Origin of the sequence: Pelagibacterium sp., from assembly GCF_965249125.1 — a bacterium.
Classification (GTDB): Bacteria; Pseudomonadota; Alphaproteobacteria; order Rhizobiales; family Devosiaceae; genus Pelagibacterium.
In genome coordinates, this window is record NZ_OZ252217.1 from 3,364,871 (window position 1) to 3,387,582 (window position 22,712).

General features: G+C 62.3%; 19 protein-coding genes. 11 read left to right on the plus strand and 8 right to left on the minus strand.

Annotation, left to right across the window (positions count from 1 at the left end; genetic code table 11):
• Complete coding sequence (ubiE, locus tag ACP148_RS16340) at positions 1-765, minus strand: bifunctional demethylmenaquinone methyltransferase/2-methoxy-6-polyprenyl-1,4-benzoquinol methylase UbiE (protein ID WP_421951894.1); 765 nt, start codon at positions 763-765, stop codon at positions 1-3.
• Positions 766-890: 125 nt separating this feature from the next.
• On the opposite strand from ubiE, the gene mutM reads away from it, so the two are divergent.
• Complete coding sequence (mutM, locus tag ACP148_RS16345; RefSeq protein ID WP_421951895.1) at positions 891-1,754, plus strand: bifunctional DNA-formamidopyrimidine glycosylase/DNA-(apurinic or apyrimidinic site) lyase; 864 nt, start codon at positions 891-893, stop codon at positions 1,752-1,754.
• A gap of 100 nt (positions 1,755-1,854) precedes the next feature.
• Here the strand turns inward: mutM and ACP148_RS16350 are convergent, their stop codons facing one another.
• Positions 1,855-2,835 carry a helix-turn-helix domain-containing protein gene (locus ACP148_RS16350; protein WP_421951896.1) on the minus strand — a complete coding sequence of 327 codons (981 nt, stop codon included), beginning with the start codon at positions 2,833-2,835 and terminating at the stop codon, positions 1,855-1,857.
• 338 nt (positions 2,836-3,173) lie between these two features.
• On the opposite strand from ACP148_RS16350, the gene ACP148_RS16355 reads away from it, so the two are divergent.
• From ACP148_RS16355 to recF, 5 genes are all read left to right on the plus strand, one after another.
• On the plus strand, positions 3,174-3,857 hold the full coding sequence (locus ACP148_RS16355; protein WP_421951897.1) for an outer membrane protein: 684 nt from the start codon (positions 3,174-3,176) through the stop codon (positions 3,855-3,857).
• Positions 3,858-4,018: 161 nt separating this feature from the next.
• Positions 4,019-4,285, plus strand: a complete 267-nt coding sequence (gene rpsT / locus ACP148_RS16360; protein ID WP_421951898.1) for a 30S ribosomal protein S20 — start codon at positions 4,019-4,021, stop codon at positions 4,283-4,285.
• A gap of 802 nt (positions 4,286-5,087) precedes the next feature.
• The gene (gene dnaA / locus ACP148_RS16365; RefSeq protein ID WP_421951899.1) at positions 5,088-6,524 is read left to right on the plus strand and encodes a chromosomal replication initiator protein DnaA; all 1,437 of its coding nucleotides are present in this window, start codon (positions 5,088-5,090) and stop codon (positions 6,522-6,524) included.
• A 786-nt stretch (positions 6,525-7,310) separates the two neighbouring features.
• Positions 7,311-8,429, plus strand: a complete 1,119-nt coding sequence (dnaN, locus tag ACP148_RS16370) for a DNA polymerase III subunit beta (protein WP_421951900.1) — start codon at positions 7,311-7,313, stop codon at positions 8,427-8,429.
• Between the two features lie 173 nt (positions 8,430-8,602).
• The gene (gene recF / locus ACP148_RS16375) at positions 8,603-9,727 is read left to right on the plus strand and encodes a DNA replication/repair protein RecF (protein ID WP_421951901.1); all 1,125 of its coding nucleotides are present in this window, start codon (positions 8,603-8,605) and stop codon (positions 9,725-9,727) included.
• On the opposite strand, the gene ACP148_RS16380 is transcribed toward recF, so the two are convergent.
• A complete protein-coding gene (locus ACP148_RS16380; RefSeq protein ID WP_421951902.1) occupies positions 9,697-9,897 on the minus strand; it encodes a hypothetical protein in 201 nt (66 codons plus the stop codon). The two genes, recF and ACP148_RS16380, sit on opposite strands and share 31 nt — an antisense overlap.
• Between ACP148_RS16380 and gyrB the strand changes: the two genes are divergently transcribed.
• The 3 genes from gyrB to ACP148_RS16395 all read left to right on the plus strand — a co-directional run bounded on the left by gyrB (position 9,896) and on the right by ACP148_RS16395 (position 15,960).
• Positions 9,896-12,352, plus strand: a complete 2,457-nt coding sequence (gene gyrB / locus ACP148_RS16385) for a DNA topoisomerase (ATP-hydrolyzing) subunit B (RefSeq protein ID WP_421951903.1) — start codon at positions 9,896-9,898, stop codon at positions 12,350-12,352. The two genes, ACP148_RS16380 and gyrB, sit on opposite strands and share 2 nt — an antisense overlap.
• A 281-nt stretch (positions 12,353-12,633) precedes the next feature.
• Positions 12,634-13,233 (plus strand): hypothetical protein, encoded by a 600-nt coding sequence (locus ACP148_RS16390; RefSeq protein WP_421951904.1) that lies wholly within the window; start codon positions 12,634-12,636, stop codon positions 13,231-13,233.
• Between the two features lie 573 nt (positions 13,234-13,806).
• On the plus strand, positions 13,807-15,960 hold the full coding sequence (locus tag ACP148_RS16395; protein WP_421951905.1) for a transglycosylase domain-containing protein: 2,154 nt from the start codon (positions 13,807-13,809) through the stop codon (positions 15,958-15,960).
• Positions 15,961-16,015: 55 nt separating this feature from the next.
• Here the strand turns inward: ACP148_RS16395 and ACP148_RS16400 are convergent, their stop codons facing one another.
• Both ACP148_RS16400 and ACP148_RS16405 read right to left on the minus strand, forming a co-directional pair.
• Positions 16,016-16,750 (minus strand): M48 family metallopeptidase, encoded by a 735-nt coding sequence (locus ACP148_RS16400; RefSeq protein WP_421951906.1) that lies wholly within the window; start codon positions 16,748-16,750, stop codon positions 16,016-16,018.
• Between the two features lie 333 nt (positions 16,751-17,083).
• Positions 17,084-17,527, minus strand: coding sequence for a DUF2852 domain-containing protein (locus ACP148_RS16405; protein WP_421951907.1), 444 nt, complete (start codon positions 17,525-17,527; stop codon positions 17,084-17,086).
• A gap of 133 nt (positions 17,528-17,660) precedes the next feature.
• On the opposite strand from ACP148_RS16405, the gene ACP148_RS16410 reads away from it, so the two are divergent.
• Both ACP148_RS16410 and ACP148_RS16415 read left to right on the plus strand, forming a co-directional pair.
• A complete protein-coding gene (locus ACP148_RS16410; protein WP_421951908.1) occupies positions 17,661-19,004 on the plus strand; it encodes an ActS/PrrB/RegB family redox-sensitive histidine kinase in 1,344 nt (447 codons plus the stop codon).
• Between the two features lie 83 nt (positions 19,005-19,087).
• Complete coding sequence (locus ACP148_RS16415; RefSeq protein ID WP_421951909.1) at positions 19,088-19,642, plus strand: ActR/PrrA/RegA family redox response regulator transcription factor; 555 nt, start codon at positions 19,088-19,090, stop codon at positions 19,640-19,642.
• A gap of 377 nt (positions 19,643-20,019) precedes the next feature.
• Here ACP148_RS16415 and ACP148_RS16420 read toward each other — a convergent pair whose 3' ends face one another.
• From ACP148_RS16420 to ACP148_RS16430, 3 genes are all read right to left on the minus strand, one after another.
• Positions 20,020-21,102, minus strand: coding sequence for a hemolysin family protein (locus ACP148_RS16420; protein ID WP_421951910.1), 1,083 nt, complete (start codon positions 21,100-21,102; stop codon positions 20,020-20,022).
• A gap of 68 nt (positions 21,103-21,170) precedes the next feature.
• The gene (ybeY, locus tag ACP148_RS16425) at positions 21,171-21,653 is read right to left on the minus strand and encodes an rRNA maturation RNase YbeY (protein WP_421951911.1); all 483 of its coding nucleotides are present in this window, start codon (positions 21,651-21,653) and stop codon (positions 21,171-21,173) included.
• Positions 21,650-22,687 carry a PhoH family protein gene (locus ACP148_RS16430; protein ID WP_421951912.1) on the minus strand — a complete coding sequence of 346 codons (1,038 nt, stop codon included), beginning with the start codon at positions 22,685-22,687 and terminating at the stop codon, positions 21,650-21,652. The genes ybeY and ACP148_RS16430 overlap by 4 nt, the downstream gene beginning before the upstream one ends.
• Positions 22,688-22,712 lie beyond the last annotated feature (25 nt).

Here is a 22,712-nt window from a genome sequence, read left to right on the forward strand (position 1 = left end):
TCAGAGTTTCCAGCCCCCGTGCAGGGCGGCGATATTGCCCGAAAGGGCGGTGTGGGTGACGCGCTTGAAACCGGCGGTTTCGATCATGGTCGAAAAGGCAGCAGGTTCGGGGAAATTGCGAATGGATTCAACAAGGTACTGGTAGGGCTGGGCATCGCCCGTGACCATCCTGCCCATGGGCGGTATGAGATGATCGGAGAACAGATCGTAAATCTTGTCGAGAACCGGAACGTCGACCTTTGAAAATTCGAGCACCAGGAGCCGGCCGCCGCGTTTGAGAACGCGGTGCGCTTCGGAAAGGGCCTCGTCGATACGGGGGACGTTGCGGATGCCGAAGGCGATTGTGTAGGCATCGAAGCTGTTGTTTTCAAACGGCAATTCTTCAGCATTGGCCTCCACGAAATCGACATTGGCCGGATAGCGCCAGGATTTGGCGCGTTCGGCGCCGACGGCGAGCATGTCGGCGTTGATGTCGGAGACCGTTACGTTTGCGTAGCCGTGGCTGGCATTGAGGATACGCATCGCCACATCGCCGGTGCCGCCGGCCATGTCGAGCACTTTGTAATCGCGTGACCCGGAGCGGGGCGGGGCGAGGCGAGCGACCATCAAGTCCTTCCAGACTCTATGAATTCCGCCGCTCATCAGATCGTTCATCAGGTCGTAGCGCGAGGCGACCTTGTGGAAAACGTCGTTGACCAGGCCCTGCTTTTCGCCCAGCGGGACGGTGCGCGTTCCGAAGTGGGTGGTCTGAGCGTTGTCGGTCATCTCGCGCCTCTCTGCTTGGCTGACAGCCCGGTTATGGGCTTGGCCGATCGATAACGCAAGGTGTAGAGCTTTGGCGAAATCGTCGCAAACAATGGCGGCAAAATGTATGGACTTGAGTGAAATTCATGCCCGAATTGCCCGAAGTTGAAACCGTCCGGCGCGGACTGGCTCCCTACATCGAGGGCGCGCTGTTCGAGAGGGTCACGCTCAACCGTTCAGACCTGCGGTTTCCATTTCCCGACGGGTTCGTTTCCGGGCTCGAAGGACAGAGGATCACCCATCTGGGGCGGCGGGCCAAATATCTGGTCGCAACGCTCTCGGGCGGCGGGGTGTGGCTGTCTCATCTGGGAATGACGGGGGCGTTTCTTGTCGCCGACCAGGGAGTTAATGAGGCGAGCCGTCTCAACCCAGGCGATTCCAGCGGCAAGCATGTCCATGTTGTGGCCAACCTGATCCATCCCGCGCGCGGGCGCGTGAGACTATCCTATAGCGATCCGCGCCGGTTCGGGTTCATGGATCTGTTCGCGCCGGGCGCCGCCAACCCTTTTACCGACCCGCTCGGGCCCGAGCCGCTGGGCAACGATCTGAGCGCGCCCTATCTGGCCGGGCGGCTGAAGGCAAGGAAGGGACCGATCAAGACGGTGCTGCTCGACCAACGGGTGATCGCCGGGCTTGGCAATATCTATGTGTGCGAGGCGCTGCATATGAGCCGGATCGATCCGCGACGGGCCGCCGGGACGCTGACTGAGCGCGAAATCGAAAGGCTGGTGGCAGCGATCCGGCAGGTGCTGGAGGCGGCGATCGCGGCGGGCGGATCCACGCTGAAAGATTTTGCAAAGGCGGACGGACAGCCGGGCTATTTCCAGCATTCCTTTGCCGTCTATGGGCACGAGGGCGATCCCTGCCCGCGCCCGGGATGCGGGGGAACGATCGAAAGGATCGTGCAGGCAGGACGCTCCACGTTTTTTTGTCCTGTCTGCCAGCGCTAGAGCCGTTCAGGATTTGATTGAATCAAATCCTTGTCTCTAAACCTTTGTTTTGTCGCGCTTCCGAACCGGATAAGTGGTGCCCACTTATCCTGGAAGCGCTCTAAGGCCCCGATGGTGCGCCGATAGCGTGCCGGCGAACGTCGGAGGGGGTCATCCGGTAGCGTCGCCGGAATTGGCGGTAGAATGTCGAGGGCTCGATGAAGCCGGCTTCAAAGGCGATGTCGCCAATCGGCCGCAGGACCTGGCGCGGATCGCTCAGGCAGCCATGGATATGGGCCAGACGCCGGTCCGTGACATAGTCGGAAAAGCTGGTCCCCTGTTCAGCGAAGAGCTGGCGCACATAGCGGGCGCTGATGGCGAATTTGCGGGCGACCTGTTCGGCGGACAGGGCCGGATCGGCAAGGTTCGCCATGATGTGATGCTTTAGGGCGGCAAGACGGGCCGCGCGCACGCCAGGGGTGGGGGCATCGCCATATCCCGCCCCGAGGGAGGCCGCCAGAAGATCGACGATATGGCGGGAGGCCATGGGTGCCAGGGCAGAAGGGGTCCGGGCATGGGTGAGCGCGCGCAGATATTGGAACAGCAGGCCATGGGCCGGCTGGGCCCGGCCGATGATATCGGGCTCGAGATCGTCGATATTGCCGACGAGGGGCGCGAGAAGGGACCGTTTGACCTGGAGCACCAGGGCCCAGCGCGAATCATTGGTTGTGGCGGCGAGCCGGCGATCGAGGGACAGCAGCACCGCATGACCGGGGCGGGTCTGGTAATCTCCCTTGCCCGGCAAAGCGAGGTGGTAGCCGCCCCTGTTCCAGGAAATCATGATGTCGTCATTGCCGTCGGCAAGAAGCTCGGATGTGCGCGCCCAGCCGACCGGAGAGGCAGACGCGACGGCACAGGTCATGTCGGGCAGCATCAAAGTCCTGACATCGTAGCGCAGCGCGTGGCCGGGATGGGGGTCGATCCGCATGCGCATGCGGATGCGGCCATGAAACTCGCGCAGGCATTCGTCGCGATGACGCTCGGGGATGGAGGCGGCGGAAAAGGAAACGATCTGGGCAGCGGCGTCAGGAAGCAAGGACATTCGCTCCGTTCGACAGGAACCGGTCAAGCCAAGGCCGTCCCATTGTCCGGCATGGGCGCCATGGAATGCCTCTGTTTTAAGCCGGGCGCCGGATTTGCACAACGCGAAAGCGGTGGGCGCCGGGCGGGGCGCGCTTGGTGGCGCCGCAAAGCCACAGATCCGGGAAACCCGCCCCCGCAGTTCCCATGACGCATTATCGGCTTCCGTTCCGTCCACACGCCAGGGTCCGATCTCTGCTAGCGATGGGGCGGGATCGCAAGCCAGGACACCGCCCATATTGCCGTGCGGGGTCCGGGGCCGGTCCCTTTGCGACCTCCCGAGAGGACAGGGAACGGACAATGAAACGTAGTTTATTCACCGGCGCGCTGTTTGCGATGGCCGGGTTTCTGCCGACCGCCCAGGTGGCGGCGCAAGAGCAAATCCCAACGGCCAGTGCCTCGTGGACCGGGCTGTATGCCGGCGTCCATTTCGGCTATGCGGCGGGCCACTCCGATCTGTTTATCGATACCGGTGGACCGCTTTTCAATCTGGTTGTCGACCCCAGCGGCCTCATCGGAGGGGTGCAGCTGGGCTTCAACCAGCAGATGGACACCAATCTGGTGATCGGGGTGGAGGCGGACCTGAGCCATAACGGGGTGGCGGGCATGGCGGCGATCCCGGCGGTCAGCGCGCTGATGGAAACCAATATGGAATGGTCGGGTTCGGCGCGGGCGCGGGCGGGCTATGCCTTCGACAACACCATGGCCTATGTGACCGGCGGGGTGGCAGCGGCCAATTACACAGTGGATTTCTACTCAATTCCCACAGCCATCTCGGCCACGATACACAACCAGACCCACATCGGATGGACCGCCGGGGCCGGGGTCGAGCACGCCTTTGCCGATCAATGGACAGCGCGGGTCGAATACCGTTACAGCGATTTCGGTGAGTATACGCTTTCCGGCGTGGGCGGGCTGTTCCCGGACGGCAATGTGAGCCTTAATACCCACGATGTGCGTTTCGGGCTCAACTACCGGTTCTGAGCGCCCGGCCGCCTTGCCGGCTTAAAGCGTTTGACTCTCTTTTCCTCGCTCTCTATAGAGCAGCCTTCGCTGGGCGCGCCGCAAGGGGCGCCCGTTCCGGTTGTGCTTGCCCGAAGGGTTCAAGCACGCAAGGCACACCGCCACGAGGAAACTTTTTAAAAATGGCAAATACCACCTCGGCCAAGAAGGCCGCCCGCAAGATCGAAACCCGCACCGCCAAGAACACGGCCCGCCGCTCCCGCGTGCGCACCTATCTGCGCAAAGTCGAAGAAGCGATTGCCTCGGGCGATCAGGCAGCCGCCGCCGCAGCACTGCGCGCCGCCGAACCCGAACTGCAGCGCGCCGCCGGCAAGGGCGTGTTCCACAAGAACATGGCCGACCGCAAGGTTTCGCGTCTCGCCAAGCGCGTCAAGGCACTGGGCGCCTAAAGGCCTTACAATACCCATCGACCCGATCGTGTTTCGGGTTTGAGAACAAGTTTCCAAGGCCCCCTCTGGGGGCCTTTGTCATTTCAAAAAGCGCGCCAAATTTGCGTGACATTTCCGTCATGGCAGGGTCACAAAAGATGCACAGGGCGGTGGCGGTGAGGGGCAACGGAAAAAATAATTCGTTGAGACTCAAAACGGCCCGAACGGGAATCTGCAAGGAGTCCCATACCCTTAATTTTCCCCCGCCGGGCGGGCACGGAGCGGCGGCGGGCACGGGGGGCGAGTCAAGCGGATTTTTGGCCAAATCTGCGGTTGTGCGCAAAAATTTGACTGTCTAAAATGACCCCGTTGGATCAGAAAGGGGCTGGCGAAAGACAAGTCTAACGCCTCCTTCATACGGGTAGACCAAGGGGACAGCGATGGACGGTTTATATCCTTTTCGGCTTGTTGCGAGCCGTTATGGTTTCATGACCGGACATCCGAAGTTCCTGGTTCACTTCTAGACTGACAAAGACGGGTTTTCGTCTTTTCCTCAGGCGCAGCTGCGCCGATTTCAATTTGTAGCGATAGGGTACTGCGCAGGAAATGCTTGCGCGGGGGCGTAAATTTATTGTCCCGATCAACGGGATGAAATGGGGAAACAGGGGTGCCGCCGGGGATGGGCGGGACGTCATAGCTATAAGAGGCAACAGCAATGGATTCGATCGCGGCTGCGGATCGCGGAACTTGGGGAAAGCGTGGAGGGAAAGCGGGCGCAGTTCCGCAAACGACGACGACAACAGGGGCCGAAGGGGGAACGAAGATGACCATGGATGCCGACCAGGTCTGGCTGCGCGTGCGAGCGCGGCTGAGGGCGGCTGTCGGCGAAGACGTCTTTACGTCATGGTTCGCCCGGCTCGAGCTTGAGGAAGTTGTGGGCGATCTGGCGCATCTGTCGGTGCCGACGCGCTTTTTGTGCTCGTGGATCCAGTCCAATTATGTCGAAAAGATTCTAGAGGCCTTCACAAGCGAAGACGAAACCATAGGCCGGCTGCACCTGACGGTGCGCGTCAACGGCCAGGCCCGGCCCCGGCTGGTGAGCTCGCACGAGCCCTCGACCGCCGATGCGGACACCCCGGCCAGCGCCCCGGAGGTGCGGACAGTGCCCGCGCTGGTCAGCAGCCAGCCGGCCAGCGGCACGCGCGCCAACGCGCTTTCGGGCTCGTCGCTGGACCGCAAGCTGACCTTCGACACCTTTGTTTCGGGCAGTGCCAATGAAATGGCGCTCAACGTCGCCAAGCAGGTCGCTTCGGCCGCCGCCAACAATGTGGTGACCTTCAATCCGGTCTATATCCATTCCTCGGTTGGGCTGGGCAAGACCCACCTTCTCAACGCCATTGCCTGGGCGGCGGGCGCTTCGGATACCTCGCGCAATATCGTTTATCTAACCGCCGATCATTTCATGTACCATTTCATCACCGCGGTGCAGCACCAGTCGGCGCTGGCCTTCAAGGAATGGCTGCGCGGCATCGACCTTCTGCTGATCGACGACATGCAGTTCCTGCAGGGCAAATCGGCCACCGAGTTCGGCCATACGCTCTCGACGCTGATTTCGGGCACCAAACAGGTCGTGGTGGCCGGCGATGCGCCGCCGCGCGATCTCGAAATGCTCGACGACCGGGTGCGCTCGCGGCTGTCGGGGGGGCTGGTGATCCCCATTACCCAGTTCGACCCCGAGTTGCGCCGCGCCATCGTGCAGAAGCGCGCCGACCAGGCGGCAAGCCGGTTCACCGGGCTGAGCTTTCCCGGCGCTGTCATCGATTACGTTGCGCGCTCGGTCGTGAGCCATGGCCGCGATCTGGACGGCGCGGTTAACCGGCTGGTGGCCGCCAACCAGTTGACCGGCGAGCCGATCACCGTGGGGCTGGCCGAAAAGACCCTGCAGGATTTGATCCGCTCGCGCGAAACCCCAAGGGTGCGCATCGAAGACATCCTGAAAATCGTCGCCCGCCACTACAAGGTGCCGCGCAACGAGCTTTTGAGTTCGCGCCGCTCGCGCGACGTGGTGCGTCCGCGCCAGATCGCCATGTATCTTGCCAAATCGCTGACCTCGCGGTCGCTGCCCGAAATCGGACGCCGGTTCGGTGGGCGCGACCACACCACGGTGCTCCATTCGGTGCGCAAGGTGGAGCAGCTGATGAGCCAGGATGGAGAGCTGACCCAGGAAATCGAACTGCTCCGGCGCATGCTGGAGGAGTGAGCGGCGGCGGGCCCATCCGGGCCCGCAAGCCTATGGCTGAAGGGCCAGCGGCAAAAGACGCACCTTTTTGAGGGGCGAACGCCCGAAGAGCTGTGCTCGGAGGGCTGTGGCGGGAGCATTATCGCCCAGGCCCTCGGGTTTTTTAAAGAAAGCAAGGCCCCCTCACCCGCCGCTGCGCGGCGCCCCCGGATCGCGTCCGGGGCAGGCTCTCTCCCCCTGGGGGAGAGGTGAGATGGGCCTCGCCGATGCGCGGGTGATCTTGGCTGGCGCCGGCTTCTCCCGCCGTCGTCGTCCTCGCGCTTGACGCGGGGACCTGCTGCGTTGGACAGGCTTTGAAGATGTCGAGGGACCGGGAAGCGGGTGGGGGCACCCTTTGGAGCTGGGAATAATGGCAGCGGTGCGGGTCCTCGCGTCAAGCGCGAGGACGACGAAAAGAGGGAGACTGCCCGGAAAATGGATTGCCTCGTGATCGGGGACAATAGGGGGCCTAACGGTTTTTGGTTGCGGCAGCCGCGTATGGCATCGACGCATGGCATGGACTGAACCCTCGCCCCTTTGAGGGTGGCCGGCAGGCCGGTGAAGGGGAGGGCGGCGCACGAGAGGCCAAGGGAATGTTTGCCCGATCGACAATCCACCAAATTCTTGTCCCGCCGCCCTCCTGCGGCGGGGTGGGGCCTTGCGTTTTTCCGCCCGGCGATGCAGGGTCTGTGCCCGGCTTTTGCGCCGGTGATGGCCCGTTCAGGGCCAGCGAAAACCAGACAGAAAAGATCAGGGGTCTAATAAGCCATGAAGGTCACGCTCGAGCGCAACCATTTGCTCAAATCACTGGGGCATGTGCACCGCGTTGTCGAGCGGCGCAACACCTATCCGATCCTCGCCAACGTTCTGATGAGCGCTACCGGCGAGGGGCTGGACCTGCGCGCCACCGACCTCGATATCGAAGTGACGGAAACCGTGCCGGCCATGACCGGCACGCCGGGCACAACGACCGTTCCCGCGCACACGCTTTATGAAATCGTGCGCAAGCTCTCCGATGGCGCCGATGTGGTGCTCGAGACCGACGGGAACGATCAGATGCTGATCTCTTCGGGCCGGTCGCGCTTTCACCTGGCGTGTCTGAACCCCGATGGGTTCCCGGACCTGAAATCGGGGGCCTTTACCCATACCTTCTCGATCAAGGTCGAGATGCTCAAGGATCTGATCGAGCGCACCCAGTTCGCGATTTCCAACGAGGAAACGCGCTATTATCTCAACGGGATTTTCGTTCATACAGTGGACGGGCCCGATGGGGTTGTGATGCGGGCGGTGGCGACCGACGGACACCGGCTGGCGCGGGTGGAAGCCGAAGCGCCGTCCGGTTCGGCAGGGATGCCGGGCATCATCATCCCGCGCAAGAGCGTGGCCGAAGTGCTAAAACTGCTCGACGGGGTCGAGGACGAGGTCAAGGTCGAGCTTTCCGACACCAAGATCCGCTTCACGCTGGGCGGGGTGATTCTGCTCTCCAAGCTGATCGAGGGCAGTTTCCCCGATTACGAGCGCGTGACGCCGAAAAACAACGACAAGGCGCTGGTGGTCGATCGCGACAGCCTGGCGCGGGCGGTGGACCGGGTTTCCACAATCGCCTCGGAACGCGGCGGCAAGGCGGTCAAGCTGGCGCTGACGCCGGGGCAGCTCGAATTGAGCGTGACCAATCCCGATCACGGCACGGCCAATGAGGAACTGCCTGTCGAATTCGAGCTCGAAGGGTTCGAGATCGGGTTCAACGCGCGCTACCTGCTTGAAATCATCGCCCAGATCCGCACGGAAAGCGCGACCTTCATGTTCAACGACGCCGGATCGCCGACCCTGGTGCGTGAGGATGGGGAGACCAAGGCCCTTTTCGTCCTCATGCCCATGCGTGTTTGATTCAGGTGAGGACGGGCTGCAAGCCGCACATTTCTGCGCTTCCGGTGCTCACGTACTGTCAGTACGCTCCGCTCCGGCTCTCGAAATGCACGGCTTTCGCTCCGTCCTGACCAGAATCGGCCAGCACATGCCTTCAGGACATCAGTTATGGGCTGGCGGCGCGGACTGAACTCATGACCGATGCACAGCGCTATATTTCCCGTTTGCGGCTGACCGGGTTTCGCAATTATCCCAGCGCGGCGCTCGATCTCGATCATCGCCATGTGGTGCTTACCGGTGAAAACGGGGCGGGCAAGACCAACCTCATTGAAGCGATATCGCTTTTGGCGCCGGGGCGCGGCCTGCGGCGGGCCGGGTTCGATACGCTGGGAACGGTTGGCGGGGACGGGCTGTGGGCCGTGGCCGCCGGCATCGAGACCGCTTACGGACCCGTCGATATCGGCACCGGGGCGAGTGCCGATGCCACCGGGCGGCGGGTGCGGATCAACGGCGCCAATGCGCGGGCCGTCGAGGAGATGAGCGAGCATGTGCGCGTGCTCTGGCTCACGCCATCCATGGATGGGCTGTTTACCGGCCCGGCCAGCGAGCGGCGGCGCTTTTTGGACCGGCTGGTCACCGCGCTTCATCCGGGTCATTCAGGCACCGTTTCCGATTTTGAAAAGGCTATGCGCCAGCGCAACCGGCTGCTCGAGGACAAGGGAGATGGCGCGTGGCTGAGCGCCATCGAGGCGCAGATGGCGGAACTGGCCACCGCGATTTATTTCGCGCGCGCCGATTCGCTGGCCCATCTGCAGGCATTGATGGAAAAATCGGTGGCCGACACGGGGTTTCCCGCGGCGCTGCTGGCCATCACCCCGATGATGGAGGGCGATATTCCGGCGACGGCGAGCGGGCTGGAAGCGGCGCTGGCCGGGATTTGGCGGGAGGCCAGGGGGCTCGATCGGGCGGCGGGACGCACCACATTGGGACCACACCGGGTCGATCTCGATGTGACCCATACCCCAAAATCGATGCCGGCGGGATTGTGCTCGACGGGCGAGCAGAAAGCGCTGCTGATCGGGCTTGTGCTTGTTCATGCGCGGCTGGTTTCGACAATGACCGGGATCACCCCGATCCTGCTGCTCGACGAGATTGCCGCCCATCTCGACCCCGTGCGGCGCGGGGCGCTGTTCGATGCGCTCGAGAAGCTTGGAACCCAGTGCTGGATGACCGGGACCGACCCGGTGCTTTTCGCCGCTCTGGGCGACCGCGCGCAGCCGTTTTCGGTTCACGCCGGCCAGCTGCGCCCGATGGGCTGAAGAACGGTGGCCAGTGTGGTGCGGTTTTTCTGGTCGCGCGGTCGAACCGGAAAAGTCTGCAACTTTTTCTGGCCACGCTCCTGGCGATGAAAAACGGCCAAATTGCTTGGGGATAAGCCCCCGATCAGGTACAAGTTATCAATTCCCAACAAGGCTGATTCTTCTTTCATGAGCGACACGCCCCCGACCCCCAACGATGCAGACTATGGCGCGGATTCGATCAAGGTTCTCAAGGGCCTCGACGCGGTCCGGAAACGCCCCGGAATGTATATCGGGGATACCGATGACGGAACGGGCCTGCACCACATGGTCTATGAGGCTGTCGACAACTCGATCGACGAGGCGCTGGCCGGTCATGCGGACCTGGTCTCGGTCACGCTCAACGCCGATGGCTCGGTGACGGTGACCGACAATGGGCGCGGCATTCCCACCGATATCCATAAGGAGGAGGGGATTTCGGCGGCGGAAGTGATCATGACCCAGCTCCATGCGGGCGGGAAATTCGACCAGAATTCCTACAAGGTCTCGGGCGGGTTGCACGGGGTGGGGATTTCGGTGGTCAATGCGCTTTCGGTCTGGCTCAGGCTCAAGATCCGCCGGGCGGGCGGCATTTACGAGGTGAATTTCACCCATGGGGTGGCCGACGGGCCTCTGACCCGGATCGGCGATTATGTCGAAGACAAAAAGCCGGGCACCAATGAGGGCCGTTCGGGCACGGAAATCACCTTCATGCCCTCGAGCGAAACCTTCACCATGGTGGAGTTCGACTACAAGACGCTCGAACACCGGCTGCGCGAGCTGGCCTTTCTCAATTCGGGCGTGCACATCATCCTGCGCGACAAGCGGCACCCCGAAATGGTTGAAACCGACCTCATGTATGAGGGCGGGCTGGAAGCGTTTGTCCAATATCTCGACAAGAACAAGTCGGCGCTTCTCGACAAGCCGATTTCGCTGATTTCGGAGAAGGACGGGATCACCGTCGAGGTGGCGCTGTGGTGGAACGACAGCTACCACGAGAACGTGTTGTGCTTTACCAACAACATTCCCCAGCGCGACGGCGGCACGCACCTTGCGGGCCTGCGCGGGGCGCTGACGCGGCAGGTCAATGGCTATGCCGAGCAGAGCGGGATCACCAAGCGCGAAAAGGTTTCGCTGACCGGCGATGACACCCGCGAGGGGCTGACCTGCGTGCTGTCGGTGAAAGTGCCCGACCCCAAATTCTCGTCCCAGACCAAGGACAAGCTGGTGTCGTCCGAAGTGCGGCCGGTGGTGGAAAACGTCGTCAACGACAAGCTCAACCAGTGGTTCGAGGAACATCCGGCCGAAGCCAAAGCCATTGCCACCAAGGTGGCCGAGGCGGCGGCGGCCCGTGAAGCGGCGCGCAAGGCGCGGGAGTTGACCCGCCGCAAATCGGCGCTGGAAATCTCCTCGCTGCCGGGCAAACTTGCCGACTGCCAGGAACGCGATCCGGCCAAGGCGGAAATCTTTATCGTCGAGGGCGATTCGGCGGGCGGGTCGGCCAAGCAGGGGCGCGACCGCGCCACCCAGGCCGTGCTGCCGCTGCGCGGCAAGATATTGAACGTGGAACGGGCCCGGTTCGACCGGATGATTTCATCCGACCAGGTGGGCACGCTGATCACGGCGCTGGGCACGGGCATCGGGCGGGAGGAATTCAATCCCGACAAGCTGCGCTACCACAAGATCATCATCATGACCGACGCCGACGTGGACGGCGCCCATATCCGCACCCTGCTTTTGACGTTCTTTTACCGGCAGATGCCCGAAATCATCGAACGCGGGCACCTCTATATCGCCCAGCCGCCGCTCTACAAGGTGACGCGCGGGCGGTCCGAGCAATATCTGAAAGACGAGCGGGCGCGCGAGGACTATCTGCTGGCCGGCGGGGTCGACGAAGCGATCCTGACCACGCGGGCCGGATCGACCCATGCGGGACCGGACCTGCTCTCGATCGTTGAACAGGCGCGCGACCTCAACCATCTGATCGATAACCAGAATTCGCGGTACAATCGGCAGATGATCGAGCAGGCCGCCGTGGTCGGCGCGCTCGATCCGGCGGCCATGGAAAACCCCCAGACCGCCCAGGGGCTGGCCGACCGGGTGGCCAACCGGCTCAACCGCATGTCGGACGAGACCGAGCGGACCTGGGAAGGCGCGCTGGACGGGGAGGGCGGATATGTCTTTTCGCGCGTGGTGCGCGGGGTGACCGAAAGCCATACGCTCGATGCGGCGCTTTTGGGCTCGGCCGATGCGCGCAAGCTGCGCAATCTGGCCGGCAAGCTCGACGAGATCTATGGCGGGGTGCCGAGCCTGACCCGCAAGGAGACCGTGAGCGAGGTCTATGGCCCGCGCTCGCTGTTCGCCATCGTCCAGGCGGCCGGCGCCAAGGGCGTTTCGATGCAGCGCTACAAGGGGCTGGGCGAAATGAACGCATCCCAGCTGTGGGAAACCACTATGGACAAGGACGGCCGCACGCTGCTGCAGGTGCAGATCAAGGAAACCGACGACGCGGATTCGATCTTTTCCCAGCTCATGGGCGATCTCGTCGAACCGCGGCGCGATTTCATCCAGGACAACGCGCTGGCGGTTTCGAATCTGGATATCTAGGCGGCGGGCCGCATGATCGGAATGCGAAATTGGACCCCGGAGCGCAAGCTCCGGGGTTTTTTGTTAGAGGAGTGACGTTTGGGCAGAGAGCGGCTGTCGACGTAAATGAAGAAATTCAGGGCTGATTGCCTCAATCCTGAAGCAGTCATTCATCCGGATGCTCGAGGTTGATCGATAGCTGCAACAGGCCTCCTCCAATACTCTCATCAACCCGTAAGTTCCCATTGACGCGCTGCGCCGACGACCGCCAATATTAGTTCACCTGCTATACCGGCGACTTAATGCAGATCCGTTCAATTCAGCTGGAGAGCCCCTTGCGTCATATCCTAGACACCGAGCTTTCGGAGCGTGAAACTTACTTGATCGGATCAATTGTATCTCAATGGGGCTTTCTTGAAGCTGACATTTTCGACCAAACCTTGTTGTCCTTCGAGGGCTGTGAGAGTCTCCCTGCAGCAATGAACAAGAATGCGCAGTTCAGCGCAGTACTGAAGTTATGGCTAGAGAGGGTGGTTGAGTCGAACGATGGTGCCAGGAAGGCAGTTCTGAAGGCTCAATACGACAAGATCATCTCGCTAAACGAGTTTCGCCAAGCAGTCGTTCATTCGCGCTGGGAATGGACGCCGAGTGCTCCTCACGAGATTACAGCCGTTCGAGTACACAATAAGAGCATCAAGCGCGTGAAATTTACTTCCGACGACTTGGCTGATTTTGCCGCCGATTTGGGAGAAATACGCTATGCGATCCGATATCCCGGGGGCGTTCAGGATCGTGCTAAGGAGATGGCGGCTGTGGGTGGATATATAAGTCGGCGCGGATGGGACTTGCTTGGCGGCCGTTTGAAGATAGATGATTCCACCGATCGTAGTGATACTGAATGATCCTGTGGGTTGTTCCCCTACAAGTAGTTTGCAATATGTCACGTGTTTCTTCGCACGAAATCAGTTTGAAGATTGGATGGCTCCCAACGACGGCGGTCGAACAACAACGTTTGAGACCTTATAAGCATACTGATGACTAAGCGTGTCCGCTTCTGATCGTTCGTGCCAAAAGCCGACCGTCCCCTTCCCACCCCAAACCAGACACACTCCTCGCCGGCCGCTCGAACCGTCCCAAACTCGGCGTATACTGGGTCCCGGGTCTTCGCCCGGGATGACGGTGGGGGCGTGGAGAAGGGGGTGTTGCCGGTGGCCATAGACGGGGGTGAGAGAAAATGGGTGCGGTTGGTGGCTTGCCGGGTGTTTGCCATCGCGCCTAAACTGTTGCGCGGGGAACACAATCGCTTGCGAGAGTGGAAAATGTCCCATAAACCGGCCACATTTGGCGCCGATAGCGTTATGCGTCGAAGAAACGCCCGACGTGGGCTTAGCGTTGTGCGGGGTGTGCATGCACACCCTTGGAGTTCAACAATATCGACCCCTATTCTCTCCATGATGGCTCGAAAGTGATCTTTGATGGATCTTCGTCTCTCTCCCGATGATCGCGTCGATGGCGGCGCGCAGCGCAAACCCAAGGGCCAGCGCGCGCAGGCCGGATCAGGCTCGAATGCGCCCAGGGGCGGCAAGCCGCGCCGGCCGCAGAACCGCAAGGTGAAGAAAAAGCGCTCCGGCGGGATGAAATTCATCGTCGGGCTGGCCTATTTCTGCTTCACGATGCTGCTTTTGGGCGGGGTCGCGGTGGCCGGTATCGTCGTCTATTACGGGCAGGACCTGGGCTCGTCCTCGACCTGGGAAGTGCCCCAGCGTCCGCCCAATATAAGGGTGCTGGCGTCAAACGGGCAGCTCTTGACCAATCGCGGGCAGACCGGGGGCGAAGCTGTGGGCATTCACGAATTGCCGCCCTTTGTGGGCCAGGCGGTCGTGGCGAGCGAAGACCGGCGTTTTTACCACCATTTCGGGGTCGATCCGATCGGGTTGGCCTCGGTGGGGCTGGAAATGATCCGGGCGGGTGGCATCACCCGCGGGGCGTCCACCATTACCCAGCAGGTGGCCAAGAACCTGTTTTTGACCCCCGACCAGACGCTTGGCCGCAAGGTGCAGGAAGCGCTGCTGGCGGTGTGGCTGGAGCAGAACTATTCCAAGGACCAAATCCTGGAGCTCTATCTCAACCGCGTGCATTTCGGGTCCGGTTCGACAGGGATCGAAGCGGCTGCCCAGACCTATTTCGGCATTTCGGCGCGCAATCTCTCGCTGGGCCAGGCCGCCATGCTGGCGGGCATCCTGCCGGCGCCGAGCTATTACAATCCACGCATCCATCCCGAGCGCGCCGCCGAGCGCCAGAGGCTGGCGCTGGCCAATATGGTGCGCGAGGGCTACATCACCACCGAACAGGCGGAAGCGGCGGCCGCCAACATGGACGCCAATATCACCACAGAACGGGTGGCGGGCACCGAATATTACGTCGCCGACTGGGTGGAAACACTCATGAACGACTATCTGGGCGAGGTGAACGAGGACGTCGTGGTTTCGACCACGCTCGACTGGGACCTGCAAAAGCAGGCCGAATTCGTGATCAAGGAAGCCGTCGCCGCGCAGGGGTCCGAGCTCAATTTCTCACAGGCCGCCTTTGTGGCCATGGATACCGAGGGCCGGATCCGCGCGCTGGTGGGCGGGGTCGATTACGGCCAATCGACCTACAACCGCGCCGTAACCTCGCGGCGTCAGCCGGGATCGGCCTTCAAGCCCTTCGTCTATCTCGCAGCGCTGCAGCAGGGCTATACGCCCGACACGCTGATGGTGGACGAGCCGCTCGATTATAACGGCTGGTCGCCGGAAAACTCCAACGACCGCTATGTCGGCCCCGTGCTGCTGCGCGACGCGCTGGCCTATTCCATCAACACCGTCGCGGCGCGGCTGGCCATCGATATCGGCCCGGAAAATGTTGTCGAGACGGCCTACAGAATGGGCTTTTCCTCCAATTTCCAGGCCGTGCCGGCCATCGCGCTGGGCACCCAGGAAGTCTCGCTGCTCGAATTGACCAGCGCCTATACCCCGTTCGCCAATGGCGGGTATGGCGTGGTGCCCAACGTGATCACGCGGATCACCACGACCGAGGGCGAGGTGCTCTATGAGGAAACACCCGCCGGGCCGGGCCGTATCCTGACCGACGAGCAGGTGGGGATGATGAACGACATGCTCCAGACCGGGGTTCAGGCGGGAACGGGCACGCGCGCGCAACTGGGCAACTGGCCGATGGCGGGCAAGACCGGCACCTCGCAGCGCAATCGCGACGCGCTGTTTGTGGGCTATACCGCGAGCCTTGTGGGTGGCGTGTGGCTGGGCAATGACGACGATACGCCCACGCGGGTGTTCGGCGGACAGGTGCCTGCGCAGATCTGGCGCGACATCATGACCATGGCCCATGAGGGCCTGCAGACGGCGGCGCTGCCCGGCAATTACGTCAAGCTCCAGGACCGCGTCGCGGTGCCCATGCAGGACACCATGCCGGCGACGGGAACCCCGGTCACCATCGACCAGATCCAGGGCCAGCCAGGCCAGCAGCCCGCGCCGGTTCCCCAGCAGCAGATCCAGCCGCAACAACAGCAGCCCATCGCGGTTCCGGCCAATGACGGGATCGGCGGCCTGCTCAACGGATTGTTCGGCGGGTAAGGCCGGCGGACACCGAAAGTTTTGAAGAGCCCGGGCAAATCGACCCGGGCTTTTTTTACAGCGCCATCAGGCTCGCGCCATGGGCCTTGAGCCAGGCTTTGGGGCGTTCGTAGTCGGGGAAGGTCTTCGCGACGGTGCGCCAGAACACCGGCCGGTGGTTCATTTCGAGAATATGGGCCACCTCATGGGCGGCGACGTAATCGAGCACGTCGGGCGGGGCGAGGACCAGACGCCAGTTGAAATTGAGGCTGCCCGATGACGAGCACGAGCCCCAACGGGTCGACTGGTCGCGCAGCGTGATGCCGGAGACCTTCACACCAAGATTTTGCGCGTGGCGGGCGCAGGCGATTTCGAGATCGGCACGGGCTTCGGATTTGAGCCAGTCGACAAGTCGGCGGCGCATGTGATCGGGCCCGCCGGGCACGTGCAGTTCGGGCTCGTCGCCATGGTCAACGAGGCTCACCAGACCGCGCAGCCGGTCGAGGCTGACCAGGCGATGGGGGACGCCGCGCAGGGGAATGATGGCACCGGGGGCCAGCGCATAAGGGCTCTGGATGCGGTTGAGCCGGGCGGAGAGCCAGCCGGTGTTGCGCTCGAGAAACGCCTGCGCATCGGGCCAGCGCCCGCCGCGCGGCACGGTCAGCACGGGTTCGCCACGCGCCGAAACACTGAGCCGATAGGAGTGGGCCCGCGCATTGACCCGAACGGCAACGGTAACCGGACCGCTCGCCATGGCGAGCTCGGTCGTTTCAGGGATCGCGGTGCGGGCAAAAAGGCGGGGCAGCCCCATCCATTCTCTCATGTGCCGGAAAAGGAATCGCGGGGGCCATTATGCAGGCTGGCCGGGCGGACAAAACAAAAAAGAAGCGGCACGCCGGAAAGGAACGCGCCGCTTCTCTTGTTGCCGCGCTTTTAGAAAGCGCGTTGCAGGGGTGCCTTGGGCGGAGGCGGCCCAAGGCGCGGCCGGGGACCAAAGGGAGGGGGAACAATCCACCGGCCGAAGAAAACTCTGGGGGAAATCACCGGCCCGTGGGCCGGTGAGCTGATTTTGGTCCTTGCTCGTCGCGTTTCGCTTGCGCGGCCCCGAACAGCAAAAGTGGTGCCCACTTTTGCCGGAAGCGCTTTAGTACCCCTGACGCTCGCCGCTGTCGTCGTTGCGGTTGTCGTCGTGGCGGGGGGCGTTGCGATCGCGCATGAAGCGGTCGAACTCTTCGCGGTCGCGCGCCTTGCGCAGATTGGCGAGGTGTTCCTCGAAAGCTGCACGATCTTCCTCGAGCTTGCGACGTTCTTCGTCGAGGCGCTTGAGCTGTTCTTCGCGGTACTCGTCGAAGGCGGCATTGCCCGTGGAGGCGGCGCCATAGTGGCGCGGGCCACAATTGCGGGATTTGAAATGGGCCTTCTGCCGGGTGACCCAGGCGTCTGCCTTTTCCCTGCTGCCGCCCATATATTCGCCCCAAAGGATATAGGCGAGGACGGCCATGCCAAGCGGCCAGAAGATGATGAAGCCCAGAACCATCAAAGCGATGGTTAGCGGGGACCATGCGGGTTTGATAATTGCACTGTTCATGTTGCGGTCTCTCCAGTCTCGAACACAACAGAATTTGGGATCGCCGGGGCGCGCATCAAGGGTCCGAGGAGAAATTTATCGGTCTTGAAATCTGCTATAGAGTGCCCATGGTCCACCCTCAAGGCGTGAAAAGATGAGCGAAATCACCGAGCCCAGCGCCCCGATTCCGGCACGCAGCGCCAATCCCATGCGGCTTGAAACGCTCGTGCTTTTGCGCTGGCTGGCCATTTCGGGCCAGCTCATCACGGTGGTCTTTGTGCGTTACGGGCTGGGATATGACGTTCCCCTGGGGGCGTGCCTGTTGCTGATCGGGCTTTCGGTTCTGGTCAATGCGGGGCTTTTGATCCGTTATGGACCCGGGCACCGGCCCTCGACGCGGCTGGCATTCCTGCAGCTTGCCTATGACAGCCTGCAGCTGGGGGGATTGCTCTATCTCACGGGTGGGCTGGGCAACCCGTTTGCCATATTGCTGCTGGCGCCGGTCTCGGTGTCGGCTTCGACACTGGCCTCGCGCGAAACGATCTGGGTGGGCACGCTGGTCATCGCCATTGCCAGTGCGCTGGCCCTGTTTCACATGCCGCTGCCCTGGATCGAGGGGGTCCGTTTCGAGCCGCCGCGCATCTATCTCACCGGGGTATGGATCGCTATCCTGTGCGCCGTGGGGTTTGTGGCGGGATACACCAACAAGGTGGCCCACGAGGCGCGCCAGCTCGTCGATGCACTGACCATCACCGAACTGGCGTTGTCGCGCCAGCAGCAGCTTTCGGCGCTCGACGGGCTGGCGGCGGCGGCGGCGCATGAATTGGGGACCCCGCTGGCCACGATCGCGCTGGCGGCAAAGGAAATCCGCCGCGACCATGGCGAGGGGGAACTGGCGGAAGATCTCGACCTGATCATGGACCAGGTGGCGCGCTGCCGGGCCATCCTGGGCAAATTGCGAAGCCTGCGGCCGTCGGGCTCGGACCTTTTCGACAGCGCCACGCTGTCCGACATCGTTGCCGAACTGGCCAAGGCCCATGAGGGGCCGGCGCTGGTCGAGGGCAAATCGATCAATCTGGCGCAGACCCGCGCCGAGCAGGACGAGCCGGTCATCGCGCGCAATGTGGCGCTGCTCTATGGGCTGGGCAATCTCATCGAAAATGCCGTGCAGTTCTCCAAAATCAATGTCACGATCCGCGCCGTCTGGGACGGGCGACGGGTGATGATCGCCATAATGGACGACGGGCCCGGTTTCCCGCCGGACCTTTTAAGCCGGCTCGGCGAACCCTATCTGACAACAAGGACGAGAGACCGGCTCGATCCGCGCCATCCCGATGGCGGGGGCGGGCTGGGCCTGGGCGTGTTCATTGCCAAGACGCTTTTGGAGCGGACCGGCGCCACCCTCAGATTCTTCAACGCCCGGCCCAACGGACACGCCTGCGTGGAAATCAGCTGGCCGAGGGATACGCTGGTGCGCAATGCCGCCCGCGACCTATAGCCCCTGCCGGCCGCCAAGAGCCGGAAAGTTTTGACGTTTTCGCCACAATTGGCCATAACCGGATTGCGAGAGGATAAAGGCCGATGACAGATATTTCCGAGCTTCCCGATAGCGACCGCACGCTGCTGCTGGTCGATGACGACAAACCCTTCCTGACCCGGCTCGAAAGAGCCATGGACAAACGCGGCTTTATCGTTTCGATCGCCGACAGCGTTGCTGGCGGACTGGCGGCGGTCAAGTCCAACACACCGGCATTTGCCGTTGTCGATTTGCGGCTCGAGGATGGGAACGGACTGGCCGTTGTCCAGGCGCTGCACGAGCATCGTCCCGGCGCCCGAGCCGTGGTTCTGACCGGCTACGGCAATATTGCCACCGCCGTTACCGCGGTCAAACTCGGCGCCGTCGATTATCTGGCCAAGCCCGCCGATGCCGACGACATCGTCAAGGCGCTGCTGGCCGGCGAGGACGATATCAAGCCCGAGGCGCCCGAAAACCCGATGTCGGCCGACCGCGTGCGCTGGGAGCATATCCAGCGGGTCTATGAATTGTGCGACCGCAACGTGTCGGAAACGGCGCGCCGGCTCAACATGCACCGGCGCACGCTGCAGCGCATCCTCGCCAAGCGCGCTCCGCGCTGAGCGGACCCTGCTAGAGCATTTCTGCGCTTCGCGGAAGCGCTTCAATTGCTCTCAGTCTTTGTTCTGTCGCGCGTCCGAACCGCAAAACCGTTTCCATCCCCGATCGGGTCGAGGACATGCTTTTGCTGGACACGCTCTAGAGCATTTCAGCGCTTCTTCGAATCGCTTCAATTGCTCTAAGTCCTTGTTTTGTCGCGCTTCCGAACCGGATAAGTGGTGCCCACTTATCCTGGAAGCGCTCTAAGACCCATGCAGTGTCCCACTGCGCCCACGCCTGACGCGGGTCCATAGGCATCGCCATAACTCCATGACAATGTCGAGGCGGCTGGATCCCGGCTTTCGCCGGGACAGCGCTTGAGAGGAAGCAAAAGGCCCGCTTACTCGGCCGCCTGCTGGTTTTCGGGTTCGGGCTGCGTGGGGTTCTCGGATTTGGGACCGGCGATCAACAGGCGCTGCTTGCGGCGGCGGCGGGTGATGCGGACCTGTTTGACCCGGCGGGCATCGGCGCGGGTGATCTCGAATTCAAAGCCCTTGAGCTTTGAGACGACCTCGCCGCGCACCGGCACACGGCCGAGCATGGCAACGATCAACCCGCCCAGCGTATCGACTTCCTCGGCATATTCGCCCGGCTCGAAATCGGTCCCGACCGCATCGATCAGATCGGTCAGTTCCACGCGGGCATCGGCAACGAAACTGTCGTCATCGACAGTGCGCAGCATCGAGGCTTCGTTTTCGTCGTGTTCGTCCTCGATATCGCCGACAACCGCTTCGAGCAGGTCCTCGATGGTCACCAGACCATCGGTGCCGCCATATTCGTCGATCACCACCGCCATATGCATGCGGGTGGCCTGCATGGAGGCCAGAAGGTCGGTGACCGGCATCGAAGGGGGCACGAACAGCACCTTGCGGACCAGATCGAGCTTGCCGATACGCTGCTTGAGCACGGGCGTGACGAACTTGACCGGGCTTTGATTGTTGTGCCCGTTCGACCCGTTGCCGGCGGTGGGCGCGGCCGATCTTGCCGGTTCGGTGACTTTTTCAAGCACATCCTTGATGTGGATCATGCCAACGACATTGTCGAGGCTTTCCTCATAGACCGGCATGCGCGAATGGCCGACCTGGCGGAACCTGTCGATGACATAGCCGACATTGACGCCGGATTCGACCGCCTCGATATCGGCGCGGGGCACCATGACGTCTTCAACGCGCAATTCGCCGAGTTTGAGCACATTTTGCAAAATGGCACGCTCGGACGCGGAAAAGGTGGTGTCTGTGGGCAGGAACGGACCCTCGAGCGCCTCCTTGAGATCGGTGCGCAAGGACGCGGGCCGACCCGGCAGACGGGCGCGAATCCGCGCCCATAGCGATGGTTTCTTGTCGCTCGAAGTTGAATGTGTCTGGTCGCCCTCGGGGCGATGCGGCCGGCGCGCCGCGGCGCTAGATTGATCGCTATCGGTCATTTGGGGTGCGGTGGGCGTTTGTCTTTCCGGCCCGACCGTCGGCACTCCGTATCTTGTTGCGCAAAAGATCAGTCGTTCAAAAGAACCTGACCATCATAGGGGTCTGGATACCCCAGCAGCCCCATAATATCGGTTTCTCTTGCCTCCATGGCAAGGGCTTCGTCTTCGGTTTCGTGGTCATAGCCCAAAACGTGGAGCATTCCATGGACCAGAAGATGGGCAAAATGGTGCTCGAAAGGCTTTTCCAGTTCGATCGCTTCGGCCTTCAGGGTTTCATAGGCGAGCGATATGTCACCGAGAAGACCTTCGATGGCATCGTCGTCCTCAAGCGCGGGAAAAGACAGCACATTGGTCGGCTTGTCCTTGCTGCGCCACTCGCGATTGAGCGCCTGCTGGGACAGATCGTCGGTCAGCAGCACCGAGATTTCGCAGGGACCATCGATGGCAAAGCCGGAATTTTCCAGCGCGACCGTCAAAGCCCGTTCGGCCAGCGGTTTAAGGGTTTCCGGCCAATCGCCATTTTCGATGTTGATCTCGACGGAAAGGCTCAAACGTCGAGCTTTCCTTCAGCCGATGGGTTCTTGCCCGTCGCGCCTTCATAGGCCCGCACGATCCGCGCCACCAGCGCGTGGCGCACCACGTCCTTGTCGGTAAAGCGGGTGGTGTGGATGCCTTCGACATCGGAGAGAAGATGGAGGGCTTCGACGAGCCCCGATTTTTCCCCGCGCGGCAGATCGACCTGGGTGGGATCGCCGGTGATGATCATTTTCGAGTTTTCGCCCAGCCGGGTCAAAAACATCTTCATCTGCATCGATGTCGTGTTCTGGGCCTCGTCGAGAATAACGGCGGAATTGGCGAGCGTGCGCCCGCGCATGAAGGCAAGCGGGGCCACTTCGATGGCGCCCGACGCAATGCAGCGTTCGACCACTTCGGGCTGCATCATGTCGTAAAGGGCGTCGTAAAGGGGCCGAAGGTAGGGATCGACCTTTTCCTTCATATCGCCGGGCAGAAAGCCCAGACGCTCGCCCGCTTCGACAGCCGGGCGGGAGAGGATGATGCGATTGATTTCACCGCGCTCGAGCAGGGTCGCCGCGTGGGCGACGGCGAGATAGGTCTTGCCGGTGCCCGCAGGGCCGACGCCGAACACCATCTCGAAGCGGTCCATGGCGCGGATATAGCCGTCCTGGGCCGGGTTGCGGGCGACGATGGTGGCCTTGCGCGTCGCGATCTGGGCCATGCGCACCTTGCCGCGCTTTTCGAGCGTGGGCAGGGAGAGCTGATTGTCCTCGGACTGGACCATGCGGATGACGCCATCGACATCGGCGGGCCCCACCACCTTGCCCTCTTCAAGCATGTCGTAGAGCGATTCGAGCGCGCGGCGCGCCTGATCGACGGCGTTGGCGCCGCCGCGCAGCATGACATGATTGCCGCGCGAATTGGCCTGGACCCCCAGGCGCTGCTCGATCAGCGCCAGGTTCTGGTCGAATTCGCCGTACAATTGGGAGACGAGCCGATTGTCTTCGAACGCCAGTTCGAGATGGGCGGCGGCGGACTGGTCGGGTTGCGACCGCAAATTCCGTGTCAAACGCGAGGGCTCCGGGGCAGCGTTG